At 61.8% G+C, this 22,321-nt stretch carries 18 protein-coding genes; 12 read left to right on the forward strand and 6 right to left on the reverse strand.

Annotated elements, in window-relative coordinates:
• Positions 1-32: 32 nt before the first annotated feature.
• The 4 genes from GQX66_RS15580 (at position 33) to GQX66_RS15595 (ending at position 5,622) form a co-directional block, all read left to right on the forward strand.
• Positions 33-1,472, forward strand: coding sequence for an aldehyde dehydrogenase family protein (locus GQX66_RS15580; protein WP_085746913.1), 1,440 nt, complete (start codon positions 33-35; stop codon positions 1,470-1,472).
• Positions 1,473-1,571: 99 nt separating this feature from the next.
• Positions 1,572-2,936 (forward strand): MFS transporter, encoded by a 1,365-nt coding sequence (locus tag GQX66_RS15585; protein WP_085608178.1) that lies wholly within the window; start codon positions 1,572-1,574, stop codon positions 2,934-2,936.
• Positions 2,937-2,947: 11 nt separating this feature from the next.
• Positions 2,948-4,501: a galactarate dehydratase gene (gene garD, locus GQX66_RS15590; protein WP_007953621.1), complete on the forward strand. Its 1,554-nt coding sequence runs from the start codon at positions 2,948-2,950 to the stop codon at positions 4,499-4,501.
• Positions 4,502-4,680: 179 nt separating this feature from the next.
• Entirely contained in the window at positions 4,681-5,622 is a 942-nt protein-coding gene (locus GQX66_RS15595; protein WP_085702465.1) for an AEC family transporter, read from the forward strand.
• Between the two features lie 9 nt (positions 5,623-5,631).
• Here GQX66_RS15595 and GQX66_RS15600 read toward each other — a convergent pair whose 3' ends face one another.
• The 6 genes from GQX66_RS15600 to gatC form a co-directional block, all read right to left on the reverse strand.
• Complete coding sequence (locus GQX66_RS15600) at positions 5,632-6,012, reverse strand: carboxymuconolactone decarboxylase family protein (RefSeq protein ID WP_011332452.1); 381 nt, start codon at positions 6,010-6,012, stop codon at positions 5,632-5,634.
• Complete coding sequence (locus GQX66_RS15605) at positions 6,009-7,070, reverse strand: calcium/sodium antiporter (protein WP_085746915.1); 1,062 nt, start codon at positions 7,068-7,070, stop codon at positions 6,009-6,011. Before GQX66_RS15605 ends, GQX66_RS15600 begins: the two co-directional genes overlap by 4 nt.
• Before the next feature lie 46 nt (positions 7,071-7,116).
• The gene (locus tag GQX66_RS15610; RefSeq protein ID WP_011332454.1) at positions 7,117-7,491 is read right to left on the reverse strand and encodes a septal ring lytic transglycosylase RlpA family protein; all 375 of its coding nucleotides are present in this window, start codon (positions 7,489-7,491) and stop codon (positions 7,117-7,119) included.
• A gap of 146 nt (positions 7,492-7,637) precedes the next feature.
• Positions 7,638-9,083 (reverse strand): Asp-tRNA(Asn)/Glu-tRNA(Gln) amidotransferase subunit GatB, encoded by a 1,446-nt coding sequence (gatB, locus tag GQX66_RS15615; protein ID WP_102686864.1) that lies wholly within the window; start codon positions 9,081-9,083, stop codon positions 7,638-7,640.
• 10 nt (positions 9,084-9,093) lie between these two features.
• Positions 9,094-10,545, reverse strand: coding sequence for an Asp-tRNA(Asn)/Glu-tRNA(Gln) amidotransferase subunit GatA (gatA, locus tag GQX66_RS15620; protein ID WP_129972347.1), 1,452 nt, complete (start codon positions 10,543-10,545; stop codon positions 9,094-9,096).
• 16 nt (positions 10,546-10,561) lie between these two features.
• Positions 10,562-10,849 (reverse strand): Asp-tRNA(Asn)/Glu-tRNA(Gln) amidotransferase subunit GatC, encoded by a 288-nt coding sequence (gatC, locus tag GQX66_RS15625; RefSeq protein WP_085698446.1) that lies wholly within the window; start codon positions 10,847-10,849, stop codon positions 10,562-10,564.
• A gap of 211 nt (positions 10,850-11,060) precedes the next feature.
• Between gatC and mreB the strand changes: the two genes are divergently transcribed.
• The 8 genes from mreB to tldD all read left to right on the forward strand — a co-directional run bounded on the left by mreB (position 11,061) and on the right by tldD (position 22,281).
• A complete protein-coding gene (gene mreB / locus GQX66_RS15630; protein WP_002555108.1) occupies positions 11,061-12,098 on the forward strand; it encodes a rod shape-determining protein MreB in 1,038 nt (345 codons plus the stop codon).
• 140 nt (positions 12,099-12,238) lie between these two features.
• Entirely contained in the window at positions 12,239-13,369 is a 1,131-nt protein-coding gene (gene mreC / locus GQX66_RS15635) for a rod shape-determining protein MreC (protein ID WP_346769680.1), read from the forward strand.
• Complete coding sequence (mreD, locus tag GQX66_RS15640; protein WP_064593386.1) at positions 13,369-13,860, forward strand: rod shape-determining protein MreD; 492 nt, start codon at positions 13,369-13,371, stop codon at positions 13,858-13,860. Before mreC ends, mreD begins: the two co-directional genes overlap by 1 nt.
• A gap of 63 nt (positions 13,861-13,923) precedes the next feature.
• The gene (locus GQX66_RS15645) at positions 13,924-14,520 is read left to right on the forward strand and encodes a nucleoside triphosphate pyrophosphatase (protein ID WP_240869969.1); all 597 of its coding nucleotides are present in this window, start codon (positions 13,924-13,926) and stop codon (positions 14,518-14,520) included.
• A gap of 57 nt (positions 14,521-14,577) precedes the next feature.
• Positions 14,578-16,035: a ribonuclease G gene (gene rng / locus GQX66_RS15650; RefSeq protein WP_007953605.1), complete on the forward strand. Its 1,458-nt coding sequence runs from the start codon at positions 14,578-14,580 to the stop codon at positions 16,033-16,035.
• Between the two features lie 75 nt (positions 16,036-16,110).
• On the forward strand, positions 16,111-19,914 hold the full coding sequence (locus GQX66_RS15655; protein WP_240869977.1) for a YhdP family protein: 3,804 nt from the start codon (positions 16,111-16,113) through the stop codon (positions 19,912-19,914).
• Positions 19,915-19,972: 58 nt separating this feature from the next.
• Positions 19,973-20,833: a carbon-nitrogen hydrolase family protein gene (locus GQX66_RS15660; protein WP_102686868.1), complete on the forward strand. Its 861-nt coding sequence runs from the start codon at positions 19,973-19,975 to the stop codon at positions 20,831-20,833.
• A 5-nt stretch (positions 20,834-20,838) separates the two neighbouring features.
• Positions 20,839-22,281 (forward strand): metalloprotease TldD, encoded by a 1,443-nt coding sequence (gene tldD / locus GQX66_RS15665; protein WP_007953601.1) that lies wholly within the window; start codon positions 20,839-20,841, stop codon positions 22,279-22,281.
• Positions 22,282-22,321: the final 40 nt, after the last annotated feature.

Below are 22,321 nucleotides of genomic sequence, written 5' to 3' on the forward strand. Positions count from 1 at the left end.
ATCAGCGGCCTTTTGCGTCAGGAGAATGATTCGTGACCAAGCGCTATGACAACTACATCAACGGTGAATGGGTCGCCGGTAACGATTACTCGGCGAACATCAACCCGTCCGAACTGAGCGACACCATCGGCGATTACGCCAAGGCTGACCTGGCTCAGGTCAACGCCGCCATCGACGCCGCCCGCGCCGCGTTCCCGGCGTGGTCGACCTCGGGCATTCAGGCCCGTCACGATTCGCTGGACAAAGTCGGCACCGAAATCCTCGCCCGCCGCGAAGAGCTCGGCACCCTGCTGGCCCGGGAAGAGGGCAAGACCTTGCCCGAAGCCATCGGCGAAGTGACCCGCGCCGGCAACATCTTCAAGTTCTTCGCCGGTGAATGCCTGCGTCTGTCCGGCGACTACGTGCCGTCGGTGCGCCCGGGCGTCAACGTAGAAGTCACTCGCGAAGCGCTCGGTGTGGTCGGCCTGATCACCCCGTGGAACTTCCCGATTGCCATCCCTTCGTGGAAAATCGCACCGGCCCTGGCCTACGGCAACTGCGTGGTGTTGAAACCGGCGGATCTGGTGCCGGGTTGCGCCTGGGCGCTGGCTGAAATCATCTCCCGCGCAGGCTTCCCGGCCGGCGTGTTCAACCTGGTGATGGGCAGCGGTCGCGTGGTCGGTGAAGCGCTGGTCAACAGCCCGAAAGTCGATGGCATCAGCTTCACTGGCTCCGTCGGTGTGGGCCGTCAGATCGCCGTCAACTGCGTGTCGCGCCAGGCCAAGGTTCAGCTGGAAATGGGCGGCAAGAACCCGCAGATCATCCTTGACGACGCCGACCTCAAGCAGGCGGTCGAGCTGTCGGTGCAGAGCGCGTTCTACTCGACCGGCCAGCGTTGCACGGCTTCGAGCCGACTGATCGTTACCGCCGGGATTCACGACAAGTTCGTCGAAGCCATGGCCGAGCGCATGAAGTCGATCAAGGTCGGCCACGCGCTGAAGGCCGGTACCGACATCGGTCCGGTGGTCTCGCAAGCGCAGCTTGAGCAGGATCTGAAATACATCGACATCGGTCAGTCCGAAGGTGCGCGCGTAGTCAGTGGCGGTGGTCTGGTGACCTGCGACACCGAGGGCTACTTCCTCGCGCCGACTCTGTTTGCCGACAGCGAAGCGTCGATGCGCATCAGCCGCGAAGAGATCTTCGGCCCGGTGGCCAACATCGTCCGCGTGGCCGATTACGAGGCTGCACTGGCCATGGCCAACGACACCGAATTCGGTCTGTCGGCGGGTATCGCTACTACGTCGCTGAAGTACGCCAACCACTTCAAGCGTCATTCCCAGGCCGGGATGGTGATGGTCAACCTGCCGACCGCCGGTGTGGATTACCACGTTCCGTTCGGTGGCCGTAAGGGTTCATCCTATGGCTCACGTGAGCAAGGCCGCTATGCGCAAGAGTTCTACACGGTCGTGAAGACCAGCTACATCGGTTCGTAAATCGCTGCACCCGCGCCGGGCCTTCGCCTGAGGCCCTGCGCGGCACAAGACCAAAGAATGTTTTACCCGCATAAAAATAATCAGTGGGAGTACATCTACATGCAATCGTCCAAGCCGACTCACGTCCGCTATTTGATCCTGCTCATGCTGTTTTTGGTGACCACGATCAACTACGCCGACCGCGCCACCATCGCGATCGCCGGTTCCAGTTTGCAAAAAGACCTCGGCATCGACGCGGTCACCCTCGGCTACATCTTCTCTGCATTCGGTTGGGCCTACGTGGCCGGGCAAATTCCCGGCGGCTGGCTGCTCGATCGCTTCGGCTCGAAAAAAGTCTACGCCCTGAGCATCTTCACCTGGTCGCTGTTCACCGTGCTGCAAGGCTTCGTCGGTGAGTTCGGCATGTCCACGGCCATCGTCGCGCTGTTCATGTTGCGCTTCCTGGTCGGTCTGGCCGAGGCGCCATCGTTCCCCGGCAACGCCCGTATCGTCGCGGCCTGGTTCCCGACCGCTGAACGCGGTACCGCTTCGGCGATCTTCAACTCGGCGCAATACTTCGCGACCGTGCTGTTCGCACCGCTGATGGGCTGGATCGTGTTCTCCTTTGGCTGGGAGCACGTGTTCATCGTCATGGGCCTGCTCGGTATCGTGTTCTCGCTGGTCTGGCTGAAGGTTATCCACAGCCCGCGCCAACACCCGATGGCCAACGAAGCGGAAGTGAAGTTCATCGCCGACAACGGCGGCATGGTCGACATGGACCAGAAACAAGGCAAAAAGGCAGACGGCCCGAAATGGGATTACATCCGCCAGCTGCTGACCAACCGCATGATGCTCGGCGTGTATCTGGGCCAGTACTGCATCAACGGCATCACCTATTTCTTCCTGACCTGGTTCCCGGTGTACCTGGTGCAGGAACGCGGCATGACCATCCTCAAGGCCGGTTTCATTGCTTCGTTGCCAGCGATCTGCGGTTTTATCGGCGGCGTCCTTGGCGGGGTGATTTCCGATTACCTGCTGCGCAAGGGCCATTCGCTGACCTTCGCCCGCAAGGCGCCGATCATTGCCGGTCTGCTGGTTTCGAGCAGCATCGTGGCCTGCAACTATGTCGACGTTGAATGGATGGTGGTCGGTTTCATGGCCCTGGCATTCTTCGGCAAAGGCGTGGGCGCGCTGGGCTGGGCGGTGGTGTCCGACACTTCGCCAAAACAGATCGCCGGTCTGAGTGGCGGCCTGTTCAACACCTTCGGCAACATCGCCTCGATCACCACTCCGATCGTCATCGGCTACATCATCAGTTCCACCGGTTCGTTCAAATGGGCGCTGGTGTTCGTCGGCGCCAACGCGCTGGTGGCGGTGTTCAGCTACCTGGTGATCGTCGGCCCGATCAAGCGTGTGGTCCTGAAAGAGCCGCCAACCAACGGTGGTTCCGAAGCGGCTGGTAAATTGTCTCAAGCGCATTCCTGAGGAGCGGCGTCATGCAGTTGATTGAACATTCCGACTCGCCGCGCTACATCCGCCTGCACGAGCGGGACAACGTAGTGGTAGTGGTGAACGACCAGGGCGTGCCGGCCGGCACCGCATTTGCCGATGGCCTGGTGACGGTGGATTTTGTACCGCAGAGTCACAAGGTCAGCCTCGTGGACATTCCCGAGGGCGGCACGGTGATTCGCTACGGCCAGATCATTGGCTACGCGTTGCAGCCGATTCCCCGTGGCAGTTGGGTCAAGGAAGATCAACTGCGCATGCCGACCGCGCCGCCGCTGGACAGCCTGCCGCTGTCCACCGATGTGCCGGCCGCGCAGGCACCGCTGGAAGGCTTCACGTTCGAGGGTTATCGCAACGCCGACGGCACCGTCGGCACGCGCAACATCCTCGGGATCACCACCACCGTGCAATGCGTCACCGGGGTGCTGGATCACGCGGTGAAGCGGATCAAGGACGAGCTGTTGCCGAAGTACCCGCACGTCGATGACGTGGTGGCGCTGACCCACAGTTACGGTTGCGGCGTGGCCATCACGGCCACTGACGCTTACATCCCGATCCGCACCGTGCGCAATCTGGCGCGCAACCCGAACCTCGGTGGCGAGGCGCTGGTGATCAGCCTGGGCTGCGAGAAATTGCAGGCGGGGCAGGTGATGCACGAGGACGATGCGTCGGTGGATCTGAGCGAGCCGTGGCTGTATCGCTTGCAGGATTCCAGTCACGGTTTCACCGAGATGATCGAGCAGATCATGGAACTGGCCGAAGTCCGCCTGAAGAAACTCGACCAGCGTCGCCGCGAAACCGTGCCGGCGTCCGAGCTGATCCTCGGCATGCAGTGCGGCGGCAGCGATGCGTTTTCCGGCATCACTGCCAACCCGGCGCTGGGTTATGCCTCGGACTTGCTGCTGCGGGCGGGGGCGACGGTGATGTTTTCCGAAGTCACCGAAGTGCGCGATGCGATCTACCTGCTGACCTCACGGGCCCAGACCAAAACCGTTGCCGAGGAACTGGTGCGCGAGATGGACTGGTACGACCGTTACCTGGCCAAGGGCGAAGCGGATCGCAGCGCCAACACCACGCCGGGCAACAAGAAGGGCGGGCTGTCGAACATTGTCGAGAAGTCCTTGGGCTCGATCGTGAAGTCCGGCAGCAGTGCGATCAGCGGCGTGCTCGGCCCTGGGGAACGTTTCAAGCAGAAGGGTTTGATTTTCTGTGCAACGCCGGCGAGTGATTTTGTCTGCGGTACGTTGCAACTGGCGGCGGGGATGAATCTGCATGTGTTCACTACCGGTCGTGGCACGCCTTATGGGTTGGCGATGGCGCCGGTGGTGAAGGTCTCGACCCGTACGGAGCTGGCTCAGCGTTGGCCGGATCTGATCGATATCGATGCCGGGCGGATTGCTACCGGTCGCGCATCCATCGAGGAGTTGGGCTGGGAGTTGTTCCACTACTACCTGGATGTGGCGAGCGGCAAGCAGCAGACGTGGGCGGAGAAGCACAAGCTGCATAACGACATTACGTTGTTCAATCCGGCGCCTATCACCTGAGACCACCCCGTTGATCGTTCCCACGCTCCGCGTGGGAATGCAGCCGGGGACGCTCCGCGTCCCAACAGCGTGACGCGGAGCGTCACAGGAGACGTTACCACGCAGAGCGTGGGAACGATCAGGGTGAAAGTGGCTTATCATTAGCCCCCTAACGACGCTCACCTCCAAGGCTCCCCGGCATGCTGGCAATCTTCCTCGAAACCCTGAACATCACCGCGCCGGTGTTTGCCATGCTGTTTCTCGGTGTGCTACTCAAGCGCATCGACTGGATCAACGACAACTTCATCCACACGGCATCGTCGCTGGTGTTCAACGTCACCATGCCGGCGCTGCTGTTTCTCGGCATCCTGCATGCCGACCTGCACGCCGCGCTGCAACCGGCGCTGCTGATCTATTTCGCCCTCGCCACGCTGGTCAGTTTTGCCGTGGCCTGGGGCTGGGCGATTTTCCGTTGTCCGCGTGAAGATCGCGGCATCTACACGCAAGGCGCGTTTCGCGGCAACAACGGGGTGATCGGCCTGGCGCTGGCGGCGAGTATGTACGGCGACTACGGGATTTCCCTCGGAGCGATTCTCGCAGCGCTGGTGATCCTCTTCTACAACACCCTGTCGACCATCGTGCTGGCGGTCTACAGCCCGGTGATCAAGTCCGATCCGTGGAGCATCTGCAAAAGCGTGGTCAGCAATCCGCTGATCATCAGCGTGATCGCGGCAGCGCCGTTCGCTTATTTCAAGATCGGTCTGCCGGGCTGGCTGGAAACCTCCGGCCAATACCTGGCTCAAACCACATTGCCGCTGGCGCTGATCTGTATTGGCGGCACGCTGTCGCTGGCGGCGCTGCGCAAGAGCGGCAACATGGCGCTCAGTTCGAGTCTGGTGAAGATGATCGGCCTGCCGGTCATCGCCACGCTGGGCGCATGGCTGTGGGGCTTTCGCGGGGCGGAGCTGGGGATTCTGTTCCTGTACTTCGGCAGCCCGACCGCCGCCGCCAGTTTTGTCATGGCCCGTGCGGCCCAGGGCAACCATGAGCTGGCGGCAGCGATCATCGTGCTGACCACGTTGATGGCGGCGATCACCACCAACATCGGGATCTTCTTTCTGCAGTGGGGCGGGTGGATCTGAGGCCGGCGGTTACTCAGGCTTCTGGTAACTGTCGATTACTTCCTGCGCCGCGCGGAACGCATCGATCGCCGCCGGCACGCCGGCGTACACCGCGCAATGCAGCAGCGCTTCGCGGATCTCATCGACCGTGCAGCCATTGTTCAACGCACCGCGCACGTGGCCCTTCAATTCCTGCGGGCACTTCAACGCGGTCAGCGCGGCGAGGGTGATCAGGCTGCGGGTTTTCAGCGGCAAACCTTCGCGATTCCACACGCCGCCCCAGGCGTGTTCGTTGACGAAATCCTGCAACGGTTGGGTGAACTCGGTGGCGTTGCCCAGCGCGCGGTCGACAAACGCGTCACCCATTACCTGGCGGCGGACTTCAACCCCGGATTTCTTCGATTCGGTCATGGCACATCCCTCTTGTGGTGTTGGCGGCGCCAGGCGCGCACGGACGTAAAAAACAGAAACGTCAGCAGCGTCGGCAGCACATAAAACAGCATCAATCGTTCAAGCTTGCCGGCCAGTGGCATGCCGGTGGTGAACGACACCACGTGCAGCCCGTACGCCAGATACAAACCCAACAGCAGCAAACCTTCGGCCCGTGTCACGCGATAACCGGAATAGAACACCGGCAGGCACAGCGCGGCGACGCCGAGCATCACCGGCAGGTCGAAATCCAGTGCGTTGGGTGACACCGACAGCGGCGTCGGCGCGATCAGCGCGGTGAGGCCCAGCACCCCAAGCAGGTTGAACAGGTTGGCGCCGATCACGTTGCCCACTGCGATGTCACGCTGACCGCGCAGCGCGGCGATCAGCGAGGTGGCGAGCTCCGGCAGCGAGGTGCCGACCGCGACCACGGTCAGACCGATCACTCGCTCGGAGAACCCCAGGTCGGTGGCGACGACCACAGCCGCACCCAGCAATAGGTGTCCGGCGAACACCAGCATGCCCAGACCGCCGACAATCATCAGCAGGCTGGTGAACCACGGCGCCTGCGGATCGTGCGGTTGATCGGAATGCGGGCGGGTAGAGTGCCGCGACTGGCGCAGCAGTAATCCGAGATACAGGGCGAGGGCGCCGAGCAACAGAATGCCGTCGAAGCGCCCGAGTTCTTCATTCCATGCCAGCACGAACACCAGCAGGCTCGCGCCGATCATCAACGGGATGTCCAGGCGCACCAGTTGCCGCGACACCCGCAGCGGGATGATCAGCGCCGACAGGCCGAGGGTGACGAGAATGTTGAAAATGCTGCTGCCGATCACGCTGCTGACGGCGATGTCCGGCGTGTGCGCCTGCACGGCTTGCAGGCTGACGGCCATTTGCGGGGCGCTGCTGCCGAGGGCAACGATCGTCAGGCCGATGATCAGCGGTCGTACATGCAGGCGCGCGGCCAGGCGCACGGCGGCGCGCACCATCAGCTCGGCGCCGGCGATCAGCAGGAACAGCCCGCTGAGCAATTCGATCACGCTGATCAGGGGTAAGTCGGTCAGTCCGAAAATGGTGGACGCTCCATCAGTCGTCGAGGGCCTGCACCCGAACCCGGGCGGTTCCACTGCGCAGCATACCGAGCTGTTCGGCCGCCGCACGTGAAACATCGATCAGACGGCCACGGGTGTGCGGGCCGCGGTCGTTGATGCGGACCACGACGGATTCATCGTTTTTCAGGTTGGTGACCTTCACCCGCGTGCCGAAGGGCAACTGGCGGTGGGCGGCGGTCAGGGAATTCTGGTTGAACGCTTCGCCGCTGGCGGTGCGTTTACCGTGGTGCTTGGCTCCGTAATAGGAGGCGACGCCGGTCTGGTCGTAACCGTGCGGGTCGATGACATCGGTGCTGGCGCAGCCGGCCAGCAAAGAGAGCAGGGCGCAGGCGCCGAGCAGACGTTTCATTCAAAAGCTCCCAAGTGATCGTTCCCACGCTCCGGCGTGGGAATGCCCCCCCGTGACGCTCTGCGTCACACCGCAATGGACGCGGAGCGTCCGAGGCGGCATTCCCACGCAGAGCGTGGGAACGATCCTCGGGCGCGGGACCATCGTCAGCCTTCGAGCTTGCTTTTCAGCAGTTCGTTCACTTGCTGCGGGTTGGCTTTGCCTTTGGAGGCTTTCATGGCCTGACCGACGAAGAAGCCGAACATCTTGCCGCGCTTGGCTTCGTCTGCCGCTCGGTATTGCTCGACCTGCTCGGCGTTGGCCGCAAGCATTTCGTCCAGCACCGCCGAGATTGCGCCGGTGTCGGTGACTTGCTTCAGGCCGCGTTTTTCGATGATCTCGTCTGCGCTGCCTTCGCCGTTGGCCATCGCTTCGAACACCACCTTGGCAATCTTGCCGGAGATGGTGTTGTCCTTGATGCGCTGCAGCATGCCGCCCAATTGCTCGGCCGAAACCGGCGAATCCTCGATGTCCAGGTTCTGCTTGTTGAGCAGGCTGCCCAACTCGACCATCACCCAGTTCGCCGCCAGTTTGGCGTCGCCGCCGATGGCTGCGACTTTCTCGAAGTAGTCCGCCTGCTCACGGCTGGTGGCCAGCACGTTGGCGTCGTAGGCCGACAGACCGAAAGCACTCTGGAAGCGCTCGCGTTTCTGCGGTGGCAGCTCCGGCAGGGTGGCGCGCACGTCGTTGAGGAACGAGTCCTCGATGACCACCGGCAGCAGGTCCGGATCGGGGAAGTAACGGTAGTCGTTGGCTTCCTCTTTGCTGCGCATCGGACGGGTTTCGTCCTTGTTCGGATCGTACAGACGGGTCTGCTGGATCACTTTGCCGCCGTCTTCGATCAGGTCGATCTGACGCTGGATCTCGGAGTTGATCGCCTTCTCGATGAAGCGGAACGAGTTGACGTTCTTGATCTCGCAGCGGGTGCCGAATTCAACCTGGCCTTTCGGACGGATCGACACGTTGCAGTCGCAACGCAGCGAGCCTTCGGCCATGTTGCCGTCGCAGATGCCCAGGTAACGTACCAGCGCGTGGATCGCCTTGACGTAGGCCACGGCTTCCTTGGCGCTGCGCATGTCCGGCTCGGACACGATTTCCAGCAGCGGTGTGCCGGCACGGTTCAGGTCGATGCCGGTGGCACCGCTGAATTCTTCGTGCAGGCTCTTGCCGGCGTCTTCTTCCAGGTGCGCGCGGGTGATGCCGACGCGTTTGACCGTGCCGTCTTCCAGCGCAATGTCCAGGTGACCCTTGCCGACGATCGGCAATTCCATCTGGCTGATCTGGTAGCCCTTCGGCAGATCCGGGTAGAAATAGTTTTTACGGGCGAACACGTTGTGCTGACCGATCTCGGCGTCAATCGCCAGACCGAACATCACCGCCATGCGCACAGCTTCCTGGTTCAGCACCGGCAGCACGCCGGGCATGCCCAGGTCGATCAGGCTGGCCTGGGTGTTCGGCTCGGAGCCGAACGTGGTGGAACTACCGGAAAAGATTTTCGACCGGGTGGTGAGCTGGGTGTGAATCTCCAGCCCGATCACGACTTCCCATTGCATGTATGTCTCCTCAGAAGCCGGTTGGGGTGCGGGTGTGCCAGTCAGTGTTCAACTGATACTGGTGCGCAACGTTGAGCAAACGGCCTTCCTGGAAATACGGAGCGAGCAGTTGCACGCCAACCGGCAGACCATCGACAAAACCGGCCGGCATCGACAGGCCCGGCAGGCCCGCGAGGTTGGCGGTGATGGTGTAGACGTCTTCCAGGTAGGCAGCGACCGGGTCGCTGTTCTTGGCGCCGAGTTTCCAGGCCGGGTTTGGCGTGGTCGGGCCGAGGATGATGTCGACTTCATTAAAGGCAGCCATGAAGTCGTTCTTCACCAGGCGACGGATCTTCTGCGCTTTCAGGTAGTAGGCGTCGTAGTAACCGGCGGACAGTGCGTAGGCACCGACCATGATCCGGCGCTGCACTTCGGCACCAAAGCCTTCGCCACGGGAGCGCTTGTACAGGTCTTCCAGGTTCTTCGGATCTTCGCAGCGGTGGCCGAAGCGCACGCCGTCGAAACGCGACAGGTTGGAGGAGGCTTCTGCCGGGGCGATCACGTAGTACGCAGGAATCGCGTGCTGCATGTTCGGCAGGCTGATTTCCTTGATCACGGCACCGAGCTTCTGCAGCTCTTTGATGCTGTTCTGGATCAGGTCGGCGATGCGCGGGTCGAGACCGGCGCCGAAGTATTCCTTTGGCACGCCGATGCGCAGGCCTTGCAGCGAACCGTTCAGACCAGCGGCGTAGTCTGGCACTGGCTCATCGATGCTGGTGGAGTCGTTCGGATCGAAGCCGGCCATACCTTGCAACAAAATCGCGCAGTCTTCGGCAGTGCGAGCCAATGGGCCGCCCTGATCGAGGCTGGAGGCGTAAGCGATCATGCCCCAGCGCGACACGCGACCGTAGGTCGGTTTCAGGCCGGTGAGGTTGGTGAATGCAGCTGGCTGACGAATCGAACCGCCGGTGTCGGTGGCCGTCGCAGCAGGCAACAGACGAGCGGCAACCGCCGCCGCCGAACCACCGGACGAACCGCCCGGTACGTGTTCCAGGTTCCACGGGTTTTTCACCGCGCCGTACCAGCTCGACTCGTTGGCCGAACCCATGGCGAATTCGTCCATGTTGGTCTTGCCCAGAGTCACGGTGCCGGCGGCGGCCAGCTTCGACACCACGGTGGCGTCGTATGGAGCCTTGAAGTTGTCGAGCATCTTCGAGCCGCAGCTGGTGCGGATGCCCTGGGTGCAGAACAGATCCTTGTGGGCGATCGGCGCACCGAGCAGGGCGCCACTCTCACCATTGGCCCGGCGCGCGTCGGCGGCTTTCGCCTGCTCGAGGGCCAGCTCTTCGGTGAGGCTGATGAAACTGTTGAGCTGCGGATCGAGCTGGGTAATGCGCGCCAGCAGGACTTTGGTCAGCTCTTCGGAAGAAAACTTTTTATCGGCGAGACCGCGGGCGATCTCGGCCAGAGTCAATTGATGCATTGCAGGCTCTTTCCCTTTAGTCGATGACTTTCGGAACCAGGTACAGGCCGTTTTCGACCGCTGGTGCGATGGACTGATAAGCCTCGCGGTTATTGCTTTCGGTCACGACGTCGGCGCGCAGGCGCTGACTGGCTTCCAGCGGGTGGGCCAGCGGCTCGATACCGTCGGTATCGACCGCCTGCATTTCGTCGACCAGCCCGAGAATGCTGTTGAGGGCCGAAGTGATGTGTGGAAGATCGGCGTCATTAAGGCCAAGGCTGGCCAGATGAGCGATTTTTTCCACGTCGGAGCGTTCTAGCGCCATCGGGTTTCTCCAGTGGAAAACAGGACGGACGGCGTCCGTGTGTTAGATTGTCGGAACACTACCGCACTTCTACGGTCATAAGGCCGCGATTGTGGGGCTTGGTGCACAGAAAAGCGGCCAATTTAACATATTGGCGCCTTGCCCAAAATCCCTGTCGTTGTTAGAGTTTGCCGCACTTTTTTACCCACGCGTTGCCTAGGGTCCCTTTCCCATGTTCAAGAAACTGCGTGGCATGTTTTCCAGCGATCTTTCCATTGACCTGGGCACTGCCAACACCCTTATTTACGTGCGCGAGCGCGGTATCGTCCTGAATGAGCCATCGGTTGTGGCCATTCGGACACACGGTAACCAGAAAAGTGTCGTCGCTGTCGGCACCGAGGCCAAGCGCATGCTCGGCCGTACGCCGGGCAACATTGCTGCCATTCGTCCGATGAAGGACGGCGTGATCGCCGACTTCAGCGTCTGCGAAAAGATGCTGCAATACTTTATTAACAAGGTTCACGAAAACAGCTTTCTGCAGCCCAGCCCTCGTGTGCTGATCTGCGTTCCATGCAAATCCACCCAGGTTGAGCGTCGTGCCATCCGTGAATCGGCCCTTGGCGCCGGTGCCCGTGAAGTGTTCCTGATCGAAGAGCCGATGGCCGCTGCGATCGGTGCCGGTCTGCCGGTTGAAGAAGCACGCGGTTCGATGGTCGTGGATATCGGTGGTGGTACTACCGAAATCGCGCTGATCTCCCTGAACGGTGTGGTCTATGCCGAATCCGTACGCGTTGGCGGCGACCGCTTCGACGAAGCGATCATCACCTACGTGCGCCGCAACTATGGCAGTCTGATCGGTGAATCCACCGCCGAGCGCATCAAGCAGGAAATCGGTACGGCCTACCCGGGCGGCGAAGTTCGCGAAGTCGACGTTCGCGGTCGTAACCTGGCCGAAGGTGTTCCACGCGCATTCACCCTGAACTCCAATGAAGTGCTGGAAGCTCTGCAAGAGTCGCTGGCAACCATCGTTCAGGCCGTGAAAAGTGCTCTGGAGCAATCACCGCCGGAACTGGCTTCCGACATCGCCGAGCGTGGCCTGGTGCTGACCGGTGGTGGCGCGCTGCTGCGTGACCTCGACAAGCTGCTGGCCCAGGAAACCGGTCTGCCGGTGATCGTTGCCGAAGATCCGCTGACCTGCGTCGCTCGCGGCGGTGGCCGTGCATTGGAAATGATGGACAAGCACACCATGGACCTGCTCTCCAGCGAATAATCGCCGGATGCAATACGTGGGTGAGCGCACAGGCAGCACTTTGCAGTGCTGCCTGTTGGCGTTTATCTTCTGTCAGTCTTCATCCAGGCCGGTTTGATGCCGTATGAATAAACAGAACATTTGCCTGGGAGGAGCGGCTTATTAAACCGCTTTTCGCCAAGGGCCCCTCACTGGGCGTGCGCTTGTTGGTGCTGGCCGTACTGTCGGTCGCGCTGATGGTCGTTGACGCGCGCTTCAGCCTGCTTAAACCCGTACGCAGCCAGGCCTCGCTGGTGCTGATGGACGCCTACTGGATTACCGACCTGCCCGGACGGTTGTGGGAAGGTATCGCCAGCCAGTTCGGCAGTCGCACAGAGCTCGTCGCCGAAAATGAAAAACTCAAGTCGGAAAACCTGCTGTTGCAGGGTCGCATGCAGAAGCTTGCCGCCCTTACCGAGCAGAACGTCCGTCTGCGCGAGTTGCTCAATTCCTCCGCGCTGGTCAACGAGAAGGTCGAAGTGGCCGAGCTGATCGGCATGGATCCCAACCCTTTCACCCATCGCATCATCATCAACAAAGGTGAGCGTGATGGCGTGGTGCTCGGTCAGCCGGTGCTCGATGCTCGCGGTCTGATGGGGCAGGTGGTCGAACTGATGCCGTACACCTCCCGTGTGCTGCTGCTGACCGACTCGACCCACAGCATTCCTGTGCAGGTAAACCGAAACGGTCTGCGGGCGATTGCCAGCGGCACCGGTAACCCCGAGCGTCTGGAACTGCGCCACGTGGCGGACACTGCTGACGTCAAGGAAGGCGATCTGCTGGTCAGCTCCGGCCTGGGTCAGCGTTTCCCGGCCGGTTATCCGGTGGCGACGGTCAAGGAAGTGATCCACGATTCCGGCCAGCCATTCGCCATTGTTCGCGCCGTGCCGACCGCCGCACTGAACCGCAGCCGTTACCTGTTGCTGGTATTCAGTGACAACCGCACCGCGGAAGAGCGTGCCAACGATGCCGCGCAGGCTCAGGAAAACCTCGATGCCTTTGGTGGTGGTCCGGTGATTCCGTCCACGGTGCCGAAAATCGTCACCCCGCCTGCCGCAGGCGCAGCCGCAACTCCTGCCACGACGACAGCGCCGGCCGCGCCTGCTGCCAGCACTACACCGGCCAAACCCGCTGCAAGCAAACCGCCTGCAGCCACACCAGCGGCCAGCAAACCACCGGCGAATCAGCCGGCGGCTCGACCAGCGGCCAAACCGCCTGTCACTGCGCCGGCGACCACCGGGAGGCAAGAATAATGGTCGGGGCTACCGCATCGCGTAACGGCTGGATTGTCTGGCTGACATTTATTGTCGGCATTCTGCTCAGCGTATCGCCACTGCCCATTTTCATGGAAATCCTGCGCCCGCTTTGGCTGGCCTTGCTCCTGACTTTCTGGGCTTTGTATTTGCCGCACACCGTCGGCATGGTCACAGCTTTCTGCCTGGGATTGGCCGAAGACGTGCTGCAGGGCGATCTGCTCGGTCAGAATGCCTTGATCCTGACTTTGATCACGTTCCTGGTGCTGTCATTGCAGCAGCGCTTGCGAATGTTCCCGATGTGGCAGCAGAGCCTGGTGATCCTGGTGATCTTCGGCCTCGCCCAGCTCGTACAACTCTGGCTCAGTGCCTTGACCGGCAACCGTCAGCCGACCCTCGCGCTGGTCCTGCCGGCACTGGTCAGTGCCTTGCTCTGGCCTTGGGTCAGCTTCGCTTTGCGTGGATTGCGCCGGCGCTACAAAATCAACTGATTCGGTCAGGCATGGGCCCCCACCGGTGCCATGAGGCAGGGCACTCAACAGGGAGATGTTTGGATGAAGCCGCTTTACCTCGCCTCAGGATCGCCGCGTCGGCGTGAGTTGCTCACGCAGATCGGCATCCCGTTTACCGCCATCAGCGCGGATATCGATGAAACCCCTCTCGCCAATGAATCCCCATCGGCCTACGTCGAGCGCCTGGCGCGCGGCAAGGCCGAGGCCGGGCGGCGCACCGTCGCTTCCGACGTAGCGTTTTGCGTACTGGGTGCCGACACCGCCGTGGTGCTGGACGGCAAAATTCTTGGCAAACCGGTGGACGAAGCCGACGCATGCGCCATGCTGATGATGTTGTCCGGCAAGGAGCATGAGGTGCTGACGGCGATTGCCGTGCTCGACGGCGAGCGCTGCGAGTCGCGGGTGGTGCGCAGTCTGGTGCGGTTCCGGTCGATCAGCCGCGAAGAAGCTGTCGCCTACTGGGCCAGCGGCGAACCCCGGGACAAGGCGGGTGGCTACGGCATTCAGGGGCTTGGCGCGGTGTTCGTTGCCAGCCTCAATGGCAGTTACTCGGCGGTCGTCGGCTTGCCGGTGTGCGAAAGCGCAGAACTGCTCGGCCATTTCGGCATACCCTGTTGGCAAACCCTGAACGCGCAATGAGCGTCGAACGGACAAGATGCGGCCTTTATCGTGAACATGCCTGAACGAGACCCTGCCATGAGTGAAGAGATTCTGATCAACATCACGCCGATGGAATCGCGCGTGGCGGTGGTCGAAAACGGTGTGCTGCAAGAAGTGCACGTCGAGCGTACGCAAAAACGCGGGATCGTCGGCAATATCTATAAAGGCAAGGTGGTGCGGGTCCTGCCGGGCATGCAGGCGGCATTCGTCGACATCGGTCTGGATCGTGCAGCCTTCATTCATGCTTCGGAAATTTCCCTGCGCGAAGGTCCTGCGGTGGAAAGCATCAGCGCTCTGGTGCACGAAGGCCAGAGCCTGGTGGTGCAGGTCACCAAAGACCCGATCGGTTCCAAAGGTGCGCGCCTGACCACGCAACTGTCGATCCCGTCGCGCTATCTGGTGTACATGCCGCGCACCGCCCACGTCGGCATTTCTCTGAAGATCGAAGACGAAGCCGAGCGCGAACGCCTCAAGCAGGTGGTCAGCGATTGCGTGGCCAAAGAAGGCATCAAGGAGGCCGGCGGCTTCATTTTGCGTACCGCCGCCGAAGGTGCCGGGGCCGATGAGATCCTCATGGACATCCGCTACCTGCGCCGCCTGTGGGATCAGATCAACGAACAGATCAAGACCATCGGCGCACCGAGCGTGATTTACGAGGACTTAGGCCTGGCGCTGCGCACCCTGCGCGATCTGGTCAGCCCGAAGATCGAGAAGATCCGCATCGACTCCCGGGAAACCTTCCAGAAGACTACGCAGTTCGTCGCCGAACTGATGCCGGAAATCGCCGATCGTCTGGAACACTACCCAGGTGAACGACCGATTTTCGATCTGTATGGCGTCGAAGACGAAATCCAGAAAGCCCTGGAACGCAAGGTTCCGCTGAAGTCTGGCGGCTACCTGGTGATCGATCCGGCGGAAGCCATGACCACCATCGATGTGAACACCGGGGCGTTCGTCGGTCATCGCAACCTTGAAGAAACCATCTTCAAGACAAACCTCGAAGCCGCGACCGCGATTGCCCGGCAGATGCGCCTGCGCAACCTGGGCGGGATCATCATCATCGACTTCATCGACATGGAAGACGAAGAGCACCAGCGTCAGGTGCTGCGCACCCTGGAGAAACAACTGGAGCGCGATCACGCCAAGACCAACATCATCGGCATTACCGAGTTGGGCCTGGTGCAGATGACGCGCAAGCGCACCCGCGAAAGCCTCGAGCAAGTGCTGTGCGAACCGTGCAGCAGCTGTCAGGGCCGGGGCAAGCTGAAAACCCCGGAAACCATTTGCTACGAGATTTTCCGCGAGATCCTGCGTGAAGCCCGGGCCTATCAGGCCGAGGGTTATCGGGTGCTGGCGAACCAGAAAGTCGTGGATCGCCTGCTCGATGAAGAGTCCGGTAACGTGGCCGAACTTGAAGGTTTCATCGGACGCACCATACGCTTCCAGGTAGAAACCATGTATTCCCAGGAACAATATGACGTGGTGCTGCTCTGAACCCCTGCGTCACCCTTTTCCTGAAACGGCTGGCCTCAGCTTTTTGCAGTATTTTTGCCATGGGAGCCAACTGACATGGAACGTCTGACACGCATTTTGGCCGCACTGACCCGCTGGGGTCTGGGCCTGTGCGCGTTGGTTCTGGTATTGATGGCGTTGTACGTCAGTCTTGGCCGGGAACTCACGCCACTGGTGGCCGAATACCGCACCGATATCGAAGACAAGGCCAGCGCCGCCCTGGGTCTGCCGCTGCAGATCGGCGAGCTGGAAGGCAACTGGAGCGGATTTGCACCGATCCTGCTGGCCCACGATGTGATGGTCGGCAGCGGCGCCAATGCCCTGCGCCTGGATCGGGTGCGTGCAGTGCCTGATCTGTGGGCCAGCCTGATGGCCCGCGAAGTGCGCATCGCCCATCTTGAACTCAACGGTTTGAAGATCAGCCTCAAGGAAGGCGAGGACGGAAAGTGGGCGCTGGAAGGCTTGCCGGTGCAGCAGGATCAGCCCATGGATCCCGAGCAACTGTTCAACCGCATGCAAATGATTCAGCAACTGTCGGTGCTCGACAGCCAAGTGACCTTGCAGCCGCGGGAGCAGGCACCGCTGACCTTCACGTATGTCGGCCTCAATCTCAAGACCGGCACCAGCCGCCAGCGCCTCGATGCACGATTGACCTTGCCTGACGGCCAGCCCGTGGCGCTTAGCCTGCGCACGCGGATTCGTCCGAGTCAGTGGCAGAGCAGCGAAGTGGAAGGTTATGTCAGCCTGCCGCAGAGTGACTGGTCGAAATGGCTGCCCGAGCGCCTGACCCAGCAATGGAATTTCTCCGAGATCAAGGCCGGCGGCGAGCTGTGGGTCAACTGGCGCGAGGGGGCGTTGCAGAGTGCCGCGATCCGTCTCAACGCGCCGCAACTGACCGGCGCCTACGCTGAACGCAAGCCGATCCAGATCAACAATCTGGCGCTCAATGGCTATTTCCAGCGCGGTTCCGAGGGAGCCATTGTCACACTTGATTCGCTGGCGATGAATTTCGGCGAAACCCGTTGGGAATCCCATGTCCAGATCAAACAGACTGTCGCCACCGACAACACCGAAGAACTCTGGCATCTGCAGGCTGACCGGCTCGACCTGACGCCGATCACACCTTTGCTCAATGCCCTCGGCCCGTTGCCCCAAGGCTTCGCCACTGTGGTCGAGCGCCTGAAAGTGACCGGCGGTCTGCGTAACGTGCTGCTGGATTTCCGGCCGAACGCCACCGACGACAGCAAATTCGGCTTCGCCGCCAACCTTGATCAAGTCGGCTTCGACGCCTACCACGGCGCGCCCGCGGCACGGAATGTCAGCGGCAGTCTTACCGGCAATCTAGGCGGCGGCGAGTTGCGCATGGACAGCAAGGATTTCGTCCTGCATCTCGATCCGATTTTCGCCAAGCCGTGGCAATACATTCAGGCCAACGCCCGGTTGACCTGGAAGCTCGATAAAGAAGGTTTCACTCTGATCGCACCGTACCTGAAGGTGCTCGGCGAGGAAGGCAAGATTGCCGGCGACTTCCTGATCCGCCTGCATTTCGATCACAGCCAGGAAGACTACATGGACCTGCGGGTCGGCCTGGTGGATGGCGACGGTCGCTACACCGCCAAGTACCTGCCGGAAGTCCTGAGCCCGGCCCTCGACGAGTGGCTGCGCACGGCGATTCTCAAGGGCGCGGTAGATCAGGGCTTCTTCCAGTATCAGGGTTCGCTGAACAAGAACGCCGGGGAAGCGGATCGCAGCATCAGCCTGTTCTTCAAGGTGCACGACGCCGAGCTGGCGTTCCAGCCGGGCTGGCCGCACGTGAGCAAGGTCAGCGGTGACGTGTTCATCGAAGACAGCGGTGTGCGGATTCTCGCCAGCAAGGGCCAATTGCTCGACACCCAGGTCAGCGATGTCTTCGTCAATATTCCCCATGTGCCGAGCGGCGAGCACAGCCATATGTTCCTCGACGGCACCTTCGCGGGTGGGTTGGGCGATGGCCTGAAGATTCTTCAGGAAGCACCGATCGGCACCGCCGATACCTTCGCCGGCTGGGAAGGCGCGGGTGATCTGCAGGGCAAGCTCAAACTCGATGTGCCGTTGGCCAAGGGCGATCAGCCGAAAATCCTCGTCGACTTCAAAACCGCCAATGCGCGATTGAACCTGGCGGAGCCGAAGCTCGAACTGAGCCAGCTCAAGGGTGATTTCCGCTTCGACAGCGCCAAGGGCCTGAGCGGGCAGAACATCAGTGCCCGGGCCTTCGACAAACCGGTCACTGCGCAGATCTTCGCCGACGGCGGCCCCGGCAAACTCAAGACCCGGGTGGCGGCGTCGGGGCAGGTCGAGGTCAAGAAACTCACCGACTGGCTGGGCGTGACTCAACCGTTGCCGGTGTCCGGGACTATCCCTTATCAACTGCAATTGAATCTGGACGGTGCCGACAGCCAGTTGATGGTCAGTTCAAGCCTGAAGGGCGTGGCAGTGGATCTGCCGGCGCCGTTCGGCATGGCGGCCGATGTCGGGCGTGACACTGTGTTCCGCATGACGTTACAGGGGCAGGAGCGGCGTTACTGGGTCAATTACGATCAACTGGCCAACTTCACCTTCGCCGCGCCACCAGGCAATTTCGCCGATGGCCGTGGCGAGTTGTTCCTTGGCGCCGGCGAAGCGGTGTTGCCGGGTAACAAAGGCTTGCGGATACGCGGCGTGTTGTCCGAGCTGGATGTCAAACCCTGGCAGGATCTGCTGGACAAGTACGCCGGCCAGGATCCAGGCGGCAACGCCAAGCAGTTGCTCAGCAGCGCGGACTTCAAGATCGGCAAGCTTACGGCTTTCGGCACCACGCTGGATCAGGCGGCAGTGCAGGTTAATCGCAAGCCCGGCGCCTGGGCTTTGGCCCTCGACAGTCAGCAGGCCAAAGGCACGGCCGGCATTCCCGACGCCAAGGGCGCGCCGATTGCGGTGAACCTGCAATACGTGCGGTTGCCGGCACCGGACCCTACGGTGCAGGCCGACGAGAATGCGCCGGACCCGCTGGCCTCGGTCGATCCGAGCAAGATTCCGGCGCTGGATATCACCATCAATCAATTGTTCCAGGGCCAGGATCTGGTCGGCGGCTGGTCGCTCAAGGTTCGGCCGACCGCCAAGGGCATCGCCCTGAACAACCTCGATCTGGGCCTCAAGGGCATTCTTTTGCAGGGCAGCGGCGGCTGGGAAGGCACGCCCGGTGCCACGACCAGTTGGTACAAGGGGCGGATCGGCGGCAAGAACCTCGCCGATGTGCTCAAGGGATGGGGTTTTGCGCCGAGTGTGACCAGCGAAGAATTCCACATGGATGTCGATGGCCGCTGGCCGGGCTCGCCGGCGTGGCTGGCGACCAAGCGCTTCTCCGGTACCCTCGATGCGTCCCTCAACAAAGGCCAGTTTGTTGAAGTGGAGGGCGGCGCTCAGGCCTTGCGCGTGTTCGGACTGCTCAACTTCAACTCGATTGGCCGGCGTTTGCGCCTCGACTTCTCCGACCTCTTCGGCAAGGGCCTCAGCTATGACCGGGTCAAGGGATTGCTGGAGGCGACCAATGGCGTTTATGTGACGAAAGAACCGATCAAGTTGACCGGTCCTTCGAGCAACCTGGAACTGGACGGCACGCTGGATCTGGTGGGCGACAAGGTGGATGCCAAATTGCTGGTGACTTTGCCGGTGACCAACAACCTGCCGATTGCCGCGCTGATTGTCGGCGCGCCAGCGGTCGGCGGCGCATTGTTTCTGATCGACAAGCTGATCGGCGATCGCGTGGCGCGGTTCGCCAGCGTCAAATACACCGTCAAAGGCCCATGGAAAGAGCCGAAAATCACCTTCGACAAGCCTTTTTGAACAGCCAGCCCCTGAACCGATGGAGTAGCATGGCCGCATACCTCTTGCGGAGTGCGCCATGTCTTTAGCGGTGATTCAAATGGTCAGCCAGAGCGATGTGCTGGCCAATCTGCGCGATGCCCGACGTTTGCTCGAACAGGCGGCCAACGCCGGTGCGAAGCTGGCCGTGCTGCCGGAAAACTTCGCCGCCATGGGCCGTCGCGACATCGCCGACATCGGCCGCGCCGAAGCGCTCGGCGAAGGCCCGATCCTGCCGTGGTTGAAACAGACCGCCCGCGACCTCAAGTTATGGATAGTGGCCGGCACCTTGCCGTTGCCGCCTGTGGGACAGCCCGAGGCGAAGTCCCATGCCTGCTCGTTGCTGGTGAACGATCAGGGCGAAATCGTTGCTCGCTATGACAAGTTGCATCTGTTTGATGTCGATGTGGCGGACAATCGCGGCCGTTACCGCGAATCCGATGACTATGCTTATGGCAGTGGCGTAGTGGTTGCGGACACGCCGGTCGGCCGAATCGGCCTGACGGTGTGCTACGACCTGCGCTTCCCGGAGCTGTACAGCGAATTGCGCGCAGCCGGGGCCGAACTGATTACCGCACCGTCGGCCTTCACCGCGGTGACGGGGGCGGCCCACTGGGATGTACTGATCCGCGCGCGAGCCATTGAAACCCAGTGTTACGTGCTGGCGGCAGCCCAGGGCGGGACGCATCCGGGGCCGCGGGAAACCTTTGGCCACGGGGCGATTGTCGATCCGTGGGGCCGCGTGCTGGCACAGCAAGAGCAAGGCGAAGCCGTGTTGCTGGCCGAACGCGACAGCAATGAACAAGCGTCCATCCGGGCGCGAATGCCGGTGACGGGTCATCGGCGGTTTTTTTCGCAGGGCGCACAGCGACCTGCTTCAGAACACGAATTTAAGGCGTAAAACCTATGAGCGAGTTGTTGTCCTCAGTCAGTGATCACCTGTTGGCGCCCGGCGGCGTGACGATCGAGAGCCTGCAAGGCGTGCTCGGTGATCTGGCGGGTCCAGGCATCGATGCGGCCGACCTGTATTTCCAGGGGCAGATATCCGAGTCCTGGTCGCTGGAAGACGGCATCGTCAAGGAAGGCAGTTTCAACCTCGACCAGGGTGTCGGCGTGCGTGCGCAGTCCGGTGAGAAAACCGGTTTCGCCTACAGCAACGCGATCACCCTCGAAGCCCTCGGCGCAGCGGCCCGTGCGGCCCGTTCGATTTCCCGCGCCGGGCAGAACGGCACGGTACAGGCGTTCAGCACCCAGGACGTCGCCCAGTTGTACGCGCCGGATAATCCGCTGGAAGTCCTGAGCCGCGCTGAAAAAGTCGAACTGCTCAAGCGCATCGACGTAGCGACCCGCGCCCTCGATCCGCGTATCCAGCAGGTCAGCGTAAGCATGGCCGGGGTCTGGGAGCGGATTCTGGTGGCCTCGACCGACGGTGGCCTGGCTGCCGATGTGCGTCCGCTGGTGCGCTTCAACGTCAGCGTAATCGTCGAGCAGAACGGCCGTCGCGAGCGTGGTGGCCATGGCGGCGGCGGGCGTACCGACTACCGTTATTTCCTCGCTGAAGACCGCGCCATGGGTTATGCCCGTGAAGCGCTGCGTCAGGCGCTGGTGAATCTGGAAGCGATTCCGGCACCGGCCGGCACCTTGCCGGTGGTTCTGGGTTCGGGCTGGTCCGGCGTGCTGCTGCACGAAGCGGTCGGCCACGGTCTGGAAGGCGATTTCAACCGCAAGGGCAGTTCGGCCTACAGCGGTCGCATGGGCGAAATGGTTGCTTCGAAACTCTGCACCATCGTCGATGACGGCACCCTGAGCGGTCGTCGCGGTTCCCTGAGCGTCGACGACGAAGGCACCCCGACCGAGTGCACCACGCTGATCGAAAACGGCGTGCTCAAAGGCTACATGCAGGACAAGCTCAATGCGCGGCTGATGGGCGTGGCCCGCACAGGCAACGGTCGTCGCGAATCCTACGCACACTTGCCGATGCCTCGGATGACCAACACTTACATGCTCGGCGGCCAGAGCGATCCGGCGGAAATCATCGCGTCGGTGAAGAAGGGCATCTACTGCGCCAACCTTGGTGGCGGTCAGGTCGACATCACCAGCGGCAAGTTCGTGTTCTCCACCAGCGAGGCTTATCTGATCGAAGACGGCAAGATCACCGCGCCGGTCAAAGGCGCAACGTTGATCGGCAACGGTCCGGAAGCGATGAGCCGGGTGTCGATGGTCGGTAACGATCTGGCGCTGGACAGCGGTGTGGGGACTTGCGGCAAGGACGGGCAGTCGGTGCCGGTGGGTGTGGGCCAGCCGACCCTGAAAATCGATGCGATCACCGTGGGTGGCACGGGCGCATAAGAAGGGATGGAGCTTCGGGTGGCGCGCGGTGCGGCCACCC

The sequence above is a fragment of the Pseudomonas sp. B707 genome (assembly GCF_022496685.1).
Lineage (GTDB): Bacteria > Pseudomonadota > Gammaproteobacteria > Pseudomonadales > Pseudomonadaceae > Aquipseudomonas > Aquipseudomonas paraglycinae.

What these genes read in the sequence shown, in the direction of transcription:
- GQX66_RS15585 (WP_085608178.1), top strand. Translation starts at nt 1,572, where the DNA reads ATGCAATCGTCCAAGCCGACTCACGTCCGCTATTTGATCCTGCTCATG.
- garD (WP_007953621.1), top strand. Translation starts at nt 2,948, where the DNA reads ATGCAGTTGATTGAACATTCCGACTCGCCGCGCTACATCCGCCTGCAC.
- GQX66_RS15595 (WP_085702465.1), top strand. Translation starts at nt 4,681, where the DNA reads ATGCTGGCAATCTTCCTCGAAACCCTGAACATCACCGCGCCGGTGTTT.
- GQX66_RS15600 (WP_011332452.1), bottom strand. Translation starts at nt 6,012, where the DNA reads ATGACCGAATCGAAGAAATCCGGGGTTGAAGTCCGCCGCCAGGTAATG.
- GQX66_RS15610 (WP_011332454.1), bottom strand. Translation starts at nt 7,491, where the DNA reads ATGAAACGTCTGCTCGGCGCCTGCGCCCTGCTCTCTTTGCTGGCCGGC.
- gatB (WP_102686864.1), bottom strand. Translation starts at nt 9,083, where the DNA reads ATGCAATGGGAAGTCGTGATCGGGCTGGAGATTCACACCCAGCTCACC.
- gatA (WP_129972347.1), bottom strand. Translation starts at nt 10,545, where the DNA reads ATGCATCAATTGACTCTGGCCGAGATCGCCCGCGGTCTCGCCGATAAA.
- gatC (WP_085698446.1), bottom strand. Translation starts at nt 10,849, where the DNA reads ATGGCGCTAGAACGCTCCGACGTGGAAAAAATCGCTCATCTGGCCAGC.
- mreB (WP_002555108.1), top strand. Translation starts at nt 11,061, where the DNA reads ATGTTCAAGAAACTGCGTGGCATGTTTTCCAGCGATCTTTCCATTGAC.
- mreD (WP_064593386.1), top strand. Translation starts at nt 13,369, where the DNA reads ATGGTCGGGGCTACCGCATCGCGTAACGGCTGGATTGTCTGGCTGACA.
- GQX66_RS15645 (WP_240869969.1), top strand. Translation starts at nt 13,924, where the DNA reads ATGAAGCCGCTTTACCTCGCCTCAGGATCGCCGCGTCGGCGTGAGTTG.
- rng (WP_007953605.1), top strand. Translation starts at nt 14,578, where the DNA reads ATGAGTGAAGAGATTCTGATCAACATCACGCCGATGGAATCGCGCGTG.
- GQX66_RS15655 (WP_240869977.1), top strand. Translation starts at nt 16,111, where the DNA reads ATGGAACGTCTGACACGCATTTTGGCCGCACTGACCCGCTGGGGTCTG.
- GQX66_RS15660 (WP_102686868.1), top strand. Translation starts at nt 19,973, where the DNA reads ATGTCTTTAGCGGTGATTCAAATGGTCAGCCAGAGCGATGTGCTGGCC.
- tldD (WP_007953601.1), top strand. Translation starts at nt 20,839, where the DNA reads ATGAGCGAGTTGTTGTCCTCAGTCAGTGATCACCTGTTGGCGCCCGGC.